The 1,402-nt window shown below is 60.0% G+C and carries 1 protein-coding gene; it reads left to right on the forward strand.

Annotation, left to right across the window (positions count from 1 at the left end; genetic code table 11):
• The first annotated feature begins 48 nt into the window (after positions 1-48).
• Complete coding sequence (locus NDI79_RS23510; RefSeq protein WP_310931060.1) at positions 49-1,215, forward strand: ISH3 family transposase; 1,167 nt, start codon at positions 49-51, stop codon at positions 1,213-1,215.
• Positions 1,216-1,402: the final 187 nt, after the last annotated feature.

Consider the following 1,402-nt stretch of genomic DNA (forward strand, 5'->3'; position numbering starts at 1 on the left):
TCAGTACTTCACGAAGCCGGTTAGTTGAGAGGTCTGCTTGCAGAAGGTGTGTCTAATACCCGGCAAGCAGACGGTAGACTCCACGAAGACCAGCTCCTTAATTTCCTCGTCAACGCCCTTGACGAGGAAGTTTCGATCACTCTTGGCGACAACGCTCAGATAACGTTCGAAGAGATCTGCGAGGTCCTCGTCGGCGCGTGCGCCGACGGGACCTCGATCTCGACGCTCTGTGAGAACAGTACGGACTCCCCTCGTGCCAACGCCGTCCTCTATCATCTCCGGACGAAGTTCGAGCTGGACCAGCTCGAACAAGTCGGAACCACACTCCTCCAACGGGATGTTCTCGGTGTGCTTCCCAAGCAGGTGGAGGTCGTCGCTGACCTCCACCTGCGTCCCTACTACGGTGATGAAGACGACACAGAGGGACTCTACCACTCGGAAGCGAAGCGTGGAACGACCGCGTTCCACGCGTACGCGACGCTGTACGCACGCGTGAAGAACAAACGCTACACGCTGGCGGTGCGCCGTCTGGTCGACGGCGACACCGCCAGCAGCGTCCTCGCAGAGTTCTTCGGCATCCTCGACGGCCTTGACCTCAGCGTCAAGGCCGTCTACCTCGACCGCGGATTCTACGACAGCAAGTGTCTCACGCTGCTCCAGGCACACAACTACGCCTACGTGATGCCGATCGTTCGCTGGGGGAAGACGATCAAGCAGGAACTCTCGGAAGGCTGGAGTCGGGTCATCCAACACGATCTGACGGCGAAACTCGACGGTCACAGCTGGACCGTCGAGTTTCCCGTCTACCTCGATTGCACCTATCAAAATGGACGGTACGACGAACATGGCGTGGCGCGTCACGGCTACGCCGCTGACGCGCCGTTCATCGAAACGCCACGGGACGCTCGATACCACTACGCGAAACGCTTCGGTATCGAGGCAAGCTACCGGCTCTCCGAGCAAACGATTGCGACGACTACGACACAGAATCCGGCGGTACGACTGCTGTACGTTGTGGTGAGTCTGGTGTTGCAGAACGTCTGGCGGTATCTACACTGGGAGTATGTGGCGACGCCCCGCCGAGGCGGGCGTCGCCTCTGGGAATGGTCGTACAAGGAGTTCACCAACATGGTCCGACGGGCAGCGTGGACGGCCCTCGCAGTGCGTCGGGCCGTCCCCGCAAATCGGCCACCGGACGACCGGTTCGTTCGGTAACTATCGACCGAGCACGCCACTGCGGTGAGTGGCAAGGCTGTCGCGTCGGCGGCGATCCGCCGCCGACAGCGACATCTTTCTCTTGATCCTCTCCGTGACTCCCTCATCAAGTCCGGGAACGGAACCGATTCGACACAGAACTCAAGCTTCAGAGGCGGTTAGCTGAGGATGTTTCGTGAGGTACTGA

It is taken from the genome of Halogeometricum sp. S3BR5-2 (assembly GCF_031624635.1).
Lineage (GTDB): Archaea > Halobacteriota > Halobacteria > Halobacteriales > Haloferacaceae > Halogeometricum > Halogeometricum luteum.